Annotated in this window: 6 protein-coding genes and 1 pseudogene; 5 read left to right on the plus strand and 2 right to left on the minus strand. The window is 68.5% G+C overall.

Annotated elements, in window-relative coordinates; genetic code table 11:
• Positions 1-142: 142 nt before the first annotated feature.
• A pseudogene (gene dnaN, locus K0M70_RS11530) lies at positions 143-1,240 on the minus strand (DNA polymerase III subunit beta); the annotation flags it as partial.
• Between the two features lie 225 nt (positions 1,241-1,465).
• Positions 1,466-2,806, minus strand: a complete 1,341-nt coding sequence (gene dnaA / locus K0M70_RS11535; RefSeq protein ID WP_290782046.1) for a chromosomal replication initiator protein DnaA — start codon at positions 2,804-2,806, stop codon at positions 1,466-1,468.
• A gap of 176 nt (positions 2,807-2,982) precedes the next feature.
• Between dnaA and rpmH the strand changes: the two genes are divergently transcribed.
• The 5 genes from rpmH to K0M70_RS11560 form a co-directional block, all read left to right on the plus strand.
• Positions 2,983-3,123 carry a 50S ribosomal protein L34 gene (rpmH, locus tag K0M70_RS11540; RefSeq protein WP_290782033.1) on the plus strand — a complete coding sequence of 47 codons (141 nt, stop codon included), beginning with the start codon at positions 2,983-2,985 and terminating at the stop codon, positions 3,121-3,123.
• A gap of 39 nt (positions 3,124-3,162) precedes the next feature.
• Complete coding sequence (rnpA, locus tag K0M70_RS11545; RefSeq protein ID WP_290782035.1) at positions 3,163-3,600, plus strand: ribonuclease P protein component; 438 nt, start codon at positions 3,163-3,165, stop codon at positions 3,598-3,600.
• Positions 3,601-3,651: 51 nt separating this feature from the next.
• Positions 3,652-5,385 (plus strand): membrane protein insertase YidC, encoded by a 1,734-nt coding sequence (gene yidC / locus K0M70_RS11550; protein ID WP_290782037.1) that lies wholly within the window; start codon positions 3,652-3,654, stop codon positions 5,383-5,385.
• A 152-nt stretch (positions 5,386-5,537) separates the two neighbouring features.
• The gene (gene mnmE / locus K0M70_RS11555; protein ID WP_290782040.1) at positions 5,538-6,869 is read left to right on the plus strand and encodes a tRNA uridine-5-carboxymethylaminomethyl(34) synthesis GTPase MnmE; all 1,332 of its coding nucleotides are present in this window, start codon (positions 5,538-5,540) and stop codon (positions 6,867-6,869) included.
• Between the two features lie 120 nt (positions 6,870-6,989).
• Positions 6,990-7,753 (plus strand): energy transducer TonB (locus tag K0M70_RS11560; protein ID WP_290782043.1); only part of this gene is annotated, 764 nt, incomplete at its 3' end.

Here is a 7,753-nt window from a genome sequence, read left to right on the forward strand (position 1 = left end):
CCGGCTGACGTCAAGACGAGTCAGCCGCACGGCGCCTCCGGAGCCCCGGGGGACCGGGGCAGGCACGCGCCGGGCGGGGCATCAAAACGACGACGCCCCGCAAACGCCGGGGGGGGGGGGGGAACGGGTAGGGCGGGGGTAACAGGCGCAGCGGCATCACCACGTGGCGGCTGCGCTCGTGGCTGGCCTCGCGGACCAGGGCCGACGAATTGGCATCCCGCAGGTTGATGATGACGTGCTCTTCGCGCAGCGCGCTCAGGGCGTCCAGCAGGTAGGTGACGTTGAAGCCAATGCTCAGGCCGTCCACCTTGGTCTCGGCCTCGACTTCTTCCTGCGCCTCTTCCTGCTCGGGGTTGTGCGCGACGATGCGCAGCTGGCCCGGGCTGATTTCCAGCTTCACGCCGCGGTATTTCTCGTTCGACAGGATGGCCGCACGCTGCAGGGCAGCGCGCAGGGCTTCGCGGTCCACCTTCACTTCCTTGTCGGCGCCGATCGGAATCACGGCGTCGTAGTCCGGGAACCGGCCGTCGATGAGCTTGGAAGTGAACGTAACGTCCTCGCGACGCATGCGCAGGTGGTTGCGGCCCACCTCCAGCTCGACCTCGCGGTCACCGCCTTCGAGCAGGCGCTGCAGCTCCAGCACGCCCTTGCGCGGCAGGATGATCTGCTTGCGGGTCTGGGCACCGGCCGGCAGCGGCGCTTCGCACAGGGCAAGGCGGTGGCCGTCGGTGGCGACGCAGCGCAGGGAATCCTCGCGCAGGTCCAGCAGCAGGCCGTTGAGGTAATAGCGCACGTCCTGCTGGGCCATGGCGAACGCCGTGCGTTCGATCAGCTCCTTCAGGGCCGCTTCGGGGACGCGGATGCGCTCGACCAGGTCGAGGTCTTCCACGGCCGGGAAATCGTTGCCGGGCAGGGTGGCCAGAGTGAAGCGGCTGCGTCCGGCCTGCACGGTGACCTTGTCGCCGGTCTGGCTGACGGTGACCCGGCTGCCATCGGGCAGGGCGCGAACGATCTCGAACAGCTTGCGCGCCGGGATGGTGGTTTCGCCCGACTGGGCGTCGTCCACGTCGGTGCGCGCCACCATCTCGACTTCCAGGTCGGTACCGGTCATCGACAGCTTGCTGCCTTCGACGCTGACCAGCAGGTTGGCCAGGACGGGCAGGGTTTGCCGCCGCTCGACCACGTTGACGACCTGCTGCAGCGGTTTGAGTAGGACTTCTCGCGTCAGGCTGAAACGCATGCAGATCCCCAAGCACCAAAGAGTGGATATTTAAAGAAAGTGGTGGTGGTAGAGCCGGGATTTTGTACGGATAACACACACAACCCGTTTATATTTTTTAGTTTATAACGACTTACAAGGCTGTGTGCCAGGCTCGGGACAGGGTGGCACAACCTGTGGGTAAGTTCAGGGCGCAAAACTTGCCCCCATGTTGTCCACAGGCCGTCCCCAGGCCTCGTGCCGCCGTTATTCGCTCAACTTGCGCAGCAGTTTGTCCCAGTCTTCCCGCAGCTTGCCGTCGATCTCACGCAGTTCGCGCATGACCTTGCAGGCGTGCATCACGGTGGTGTGGTCACGCCCCGCGAAGGCATCGCCGATTTCCGGCAAGCTGTGCTCGGTCAGTTCCTTGGACAGGGCCATTGCCATTTGCCGCGGACGCGCCAGTGAGCGTGTCCGCCGCTTGGACAACAGGTCCACCATGCGCAGCTGGTAGTAGTCTGCCACCGTTTTCTGGATATTGCTGATGGACACGGCCTGCTGCTGGGCGCGCAGCAGGTCGCGCAGCGTTTCCTGAGCGAACTCGGCCGTGATCGGCTTGGCCATGAAGTTCGAGCGCGCCGCCAGCGTGTTCAGGGCGCCCTCGAGGTCGCGCACGTTCGAGCGCATCCGCTTGGCGATCAGGTAGGCAACGTCGTCGGGCAGCTCGATCCCGCGTTCAACCGCCTTGGCGGTGATGATCGCGGCCCGGGTTTCGAAATCGGGCGGCTCGATCGCCACCGACAGGCCCCAGGTGAGCCGCGTCTTGAGCCGTGTCTCGAGGTTTTCCACTTCGCGCGGGTAGCGGTCGCAGGTGAGGATGATCTGCTGCTTGCCGTCGAACAGGGCATTGATGGTGTGGAAGAACTCTTCGTGGGTGGTGTTCTTGCCGGCGAAGAACTGGATGTCGTCGATCAGCAGCGCGTCCACCTGCTGGAACTGGCGCTTGAACTGGTCCATCGACTTCTCCTGCAGCGACTTCATCATCGCGCTGAAGAACTGCTCCGAGCGCAGGTAAAGCACGCGCATGCCCGGGTTGTTTTGCCGCATCAGGTTGCCGGCGGCGTACATCAGGTGGGTCTTGCCCAGGCCCGAGCCGCCGTAAAGCAGCAGCGGGTTGTAAGCCTTGCCGGGGTTCTGGGCGACCTGCAGGGCCGCGGCGCGACCCAGCTGGTTGCTGCGGCCCTCGACGAAGTTGTCGAAGTTGTAGTGGCTGTCGAGGTTGCCCGAGAAGGCCACCGGCGCCGGGGCACTGCCCGTGCGGCTGGCGCTGACCGGGCCGGACGCCGCCGCCACCGGGGCGTCGGCGCGCTTGATCGAGCCCACGGCCAGCGCCACCGGGGCCGGGCCGCCGACGAAGTGCGCCATCAGCTCGCGAATGCGCACCAGGTAGTGTTCACGCACCCGGTCCACCACGAACTCGTTGGGCGCATAGAGGGTCAGCCCCTCGGCGCCGGACTGCGCCTGCAGCGGGCGGAGCCAGGCATGAATCTCTTCAGCCGGCAGTTCGGTTTCCAGTCGTTCCAGGCAGCGGGGCCAGGCAGCATCCATGTTCAAGCGAAAGTCCGGGGAGCAGCCGCGCCAGGGCGCGGCTGTGTATAAGTGGGCGGGGCGAGAAGCATAACGCCGCCGGGCCTGGCCCGCCACGCGAATCTGGCTTGACGCGCCCGGCCGGGTACCGCTATAGTCCACGGTCTTTTCCGCCCTAAAATCAATCGAGTGCCATCATGGCGACCAAGCGCACCTACCAGCCCAGCAACCTCAAGCGTAAGCGTGACCACGGCTTCCGCGCCCGCATGGCGACCGCCGACGGCCGCAAGATCCTGTCGCGCCGCCGTGCCAAGGGTCGCGCCCGCCTGGCAGTCTGACGCGTTGCCGCCGGCTTTCCGGCGGCGACCCAGCGGGCCGTGACTACGACCCCGCCCGTCAAGCCCTACGCGTTCCCCCCCGGCGTGCGTCTGCACGTTTCGGCCGAGTACCAGGCGGTCTTCAAGGGTGCGCGGCGGCTGACAAGCCCCCATATGCGACTGCATGCCCACGTCCGGGCCGAGGCCACCGTGCCCCGGCTCGGCGTTACCGTGTCCAAGAAAGTGGACAAGCGGGCCGTCGGCCGGAACCGCATCAAGCGGGTCGCCCGCGAGTTCTTCCGCCATGAAATGGCCTGCTTGCCGCCCGGCGACTACGTGCTTCTGGTGCAGCCAGGCGCCAAACTGTTGAGCAACAGCGAGATCCGCGCACAGCTGGTACCGCTGTTCGAACGCGCACGGTCGTTGAAGCCCGCGCCCCCGCCCGGCACAATGCCGGCCTCCCCCGGCGCGTCCGAACGCCCCGCCTCCGATTCCTGACCGAGACCTTGTGCCCGGCCCCGGCCCCACGCCGGTGCCAGCAGCCTGCCCATGAACCAGACCCGCTCGTTCCTCCTGATTGCCTGGCTCGCCGTTGCCTTCCTGCTGTTCCTGGAGTGGAACAAGGCCCCGGTTGCACCGGAACCCAGCCTGGCCACGGCACCTGCCGCGGCAACGGCCGTGCCCTCTGGCTTAGAGATCCCGGATGCCGGCGCCATTCCTTCGGCCGCCGAGATACCCGCGGTGGCCAGTCCCGACGCTGCCCCGGCCCCGGGAGCGCCTGCCGCGGCGAACGCGCCGGCGCCGCTCACCATCACCACCGACGTGCTGCGGATGCAGCTGGACCTGCGCGGCGGCAGCATGGTGGGCGCGGAACTGCTGGCCTACCCGGTCAACAAGAACCAGCCTGACATCAAAGTGAAGCTGCTCGACACCGACCCGCGCCACTACTCGGTCGCCCAGTCGGGCCTGGTGGCCGTAGCCGGCAGCGCCGGCGCGGCTCCCAGCCACGAAGCCATTTACCGGGCCGAGGACGGCCGCAGCGACTACCGTCTGGCCGACGGCGCCACCCAGCTCGAAGTGCCCCTGGTCTGGACCGACGCCGCCAGCGGCCTGAGCGTCCGCAAGACGTTCATCTTCACTCGCGGTTCCTATGCCATCACCCAGCGGCAGGAAATCCGCAACCAGGGCGCCACGCCGTGGCGCGGCGCGGCCTACGAACAGCTGCTGCGCTCGCCGCCGCCGCCGACCTCGCGCACTTCCGGCCTGACCAACCCCGAGGCCTACAGCTTCATCGGCGCCGCCTGGTACAGCCCGCTGGAGAAGTTCGAGAAGTTCAAGATCCCGGACATCTTCGAGGACGGCGCCCAGTCGCGTGACGTCACCGGTGGCTGGATTTCGATGCCGCAGCACCATTTCGTGCTGGCCTGGGTGCCCGGCGAGACCGAGCCGCAGAGCTTCTCGCTCGCCCCGCTCACCAACGGCAACCCGCGTTACCTGGTGCGCAGCGTCAGCGGCCAGATCGAAGTGGGCCCCGGCCTGTCGGTCACCCGCGAGGCCACCCTGTGGGTCGGCCCCAAGCTGCAGGAACAGCTCCAGGCCGTCGCGCCGGGCCTCAAGCTCACGCTGGACTACGGCATCTTCACCGTCCTGGCGCAGCCGATGTTCGACTACGTGCTCAAGCCCCTGCATGACCTCACCGGCAACTGGGGCTGGGCGATCATCCTGACGGTGCTGATCATCAAGCTGATCCTGTATCCGCTGTCGGCCAAGCAGTACCAGAGCTTCGCCAAGATGCGCGCGATCCAGCCGCGCATCGAGGCGCTGAAGGAGCGCTACGGCGAGGACAAGCAGAAGTTCCAGGTTGCGATGATGGAGCTGTACAAGAAGGAGAAGGTGAACCCGGCCGCGGGCTGCCTGCCGATCCTGATCACCATCCCGATCTTCATCGCGCTTTACTGGATGCTGCTCGAAAGCGTCGAAATGCGGCAGGCGCCGTGGATCGGCTGGATCCAGAACCTCACCGCGCCCGATCCGTACTTCATTCTGCCGGCGGTCAACCTGGCGGTGATGTACCTCACCCAGAAGATGACGCCGACGCCGGGCATGGACCCGATGCAGAAGAAGATCATGACCTTCATGCCGCTGGTGTTCGGCGTGATGATGGCCTTCTTCCCCTCGGGCCTGGTGCTGTACTGGTGCACCAACGGCATCCTGGGCCTGGCCCAGCAGTACGTCATCGGCAAGCGCCACGGCCAGTCCACCACGCCGGTGGCGTCGAGCTGAGCGATCCTGGCGAGGGAGTCACGGCGATCCGGCCGGATCCAGCGTAACCATCGTCAGTGAAGTATCGGGGGAGGCGGGCAACCGCCTCCCTTTCTTTTTCCGGCGGCGGTGCGCGTGAGTCCGTGGCCACGGATTTCTGCCACCATTCCGCCATGGACCCACGCGACACCATCGCCGCGATAGCCACCGCTGCCGGCGCCGCCGGCGTCGGCATCGTGCGCCTGAGTGGACCCGGCTGCCGGGCGATCGCCAGCACCCTGCTGGGTCGCCCGCCCGAGCCGCGCTACGCGCACTACGTCCGGTTCCGGGACGCCGAGCGAGCGTTGATTGACGACGGCCTGTTGATCTTCTTCCCCGGCCCGCATTCGTACACGGGCGAAGATGCCCTGGAGCTGCAGGGGCACGGCAGCCCGGTGCTGCTGTCGCAGCTGCTGCGCCGCTGCCTGGCCCTGGGTGCGCGACCGGCACGACCGGGCGAATTCACCGAACGCGCTTTCCTGGAAGGACGCCTGGACCTGGCCCAGGCCGAGGCCGTTGCCGACCTGATCGCAGCGGGCAGCGAAGCGGGCGCGCGCGCCGCGCGCCGGTCGCTCCAGGGCGAGTTTTCGCGGCGCGTCGACACCGTGCTGGAAGGCCTCACGGCGCTGAGGGTGTGGATAGAGGCGGCGCTGGACTTCCCGGACGAGGAAATCGACTTCCTGGCGGCACCCGAACTGGGCCAGCGCCTGCAGGGCGTTGCCGCCGGCTTGTCGGCCCTGCGTGCCGACGCCGCGCGCGGCAAGCGCCTGGTGGACGGGCTGCACGTGGTGATTGCCGGCGCGCCCAACGTCGGCAAGTCTTCGCTGTTGAACGTTCTGGCCGGCGAAGAGCGCGCCATCGTCACCCCCGTGGCCGGCACCACCCGCGACCTGCTGCGCGAGGCCATCCGCCTGGACGGCGTGGCGATGACGCTGGTGGACACCGCGGGCCTGCGTGACACCCAGGAGCCGGTGGAGCGCGAAGGCATCCGGCGCGCCCACGGCGAACTGGCCAAGGCCGACCTGGTGCTGGTGGTGCTGGACGACAGCCGGCCTGACCTGCCGCTGCCCGGCATCGACCCGGCTTCACCAGTGCTCTGGCTGCACAACAAGACCGACCTCAGCGGCCAGGCCGCCCACGCGGAACAAAGGCCCGACGGCCGCCACCTCTGGCTGTCGGTGCAGACCGGCGAGGGCCTTGAGGCGCTGCGCGACGCGCTGCGTGCCGCCGCCGGGCTGGGCGAGGGTGTGGAGGGCGCCTTCAGCGCGCGCGCCCGGCACCTGGACGCGCTGGCACGCACCGCCGCCGCCCGGGAGCGCGCGGCCGCCCAGCTTCACCGGGGGGCCGGTGAGCTGGCGGCCGAAGAGTTGCGCCAGGCCCAGGACGCGCTGGGCGAAATCACCGGCCGCGTCGACGCCGACGCGCTGCTGGGCCGCATCTTCGGCGACTTCTGCATTGGCAAATAGGCCAACACCTGCCGCGCGAACTGTGCGCTTAATCAAGGTTCGATACGGGCCACGCTTGACAAAGCGGCCAAACTCTTATGTGCTGAACGTAATGATTTAGTGATTTTTCAGGGGAACACCATGAACGCTGCGACCTCTTCCACCCCCCGCGCCCTGCGCTGGGGCATCGCTGTGGCCCTGGGCCTGAGTCTGGCGGCCTGCTCCAAGGACGAACCCGCCACGACGGCTCCTGCCCCCGCCGCGCCCACTGAGGCCGCTGGCCCCAGCGCCGAAGAGCTCGCCGCCCAGCAGGCCGCCGAAGCCGCCAAGGCGGCGCTTGCCAGCCTCAGCGTGGACGAACTGCGGAGCCGAGGCAGCCAGGCGCTGCGCGAACAGCGCCTGTACGCCCCGGCTGGCGACAGCGCCATGGAGTACTACCTGGCGCTGCGCGAGAAGAGCGACAAGCCGGACGCCTCGGCGGAAAGCGCCCTGATCGACCTGATGCCCTACGCCATCATCGCGGCCGAACAGGCTATTGGCCGCGAAGACTTCGTGGAGGCCGAGCGCCTGCGCGACCTGATCGCCAAGACCGACGCCTCGGCGCCGGCCCTGCCCCGCATCACCGACGCGATCGCCAAGGGCCAGGTGGGTGCCGCCGACCGCGTAGCCCAGGAGGCTGCCCGCGAAGAGCAGCGGCTGCGCGACGCCGAGGCCGCCGCCCAGCGTGCCGCCGCCGAAGCCGCCGCCGCGGCCGCCGCGCCGGCCCCGGCCCCGGTACCGGTACCGGCAACGCCTGCCCCCGTGACGCCGCCGCCCGTTGCCCAGCCGGCACCCGCCCCCGTGGTGGCAGCGCCGGTCCCGGCGCCGGTCGCCGCCCCGCCCCCGGTGGCGCGCAGCGCCACCCC

Origin of the sequence: Arenimonas sp., assembly GCF_019459675.1 — a bacterium.
Classification (GTDB): Bacteria; Pseudomonadota; Gammaproteobacteria; order Xanthomonadales; family Xanthomonadaceae; genus Arenimonas.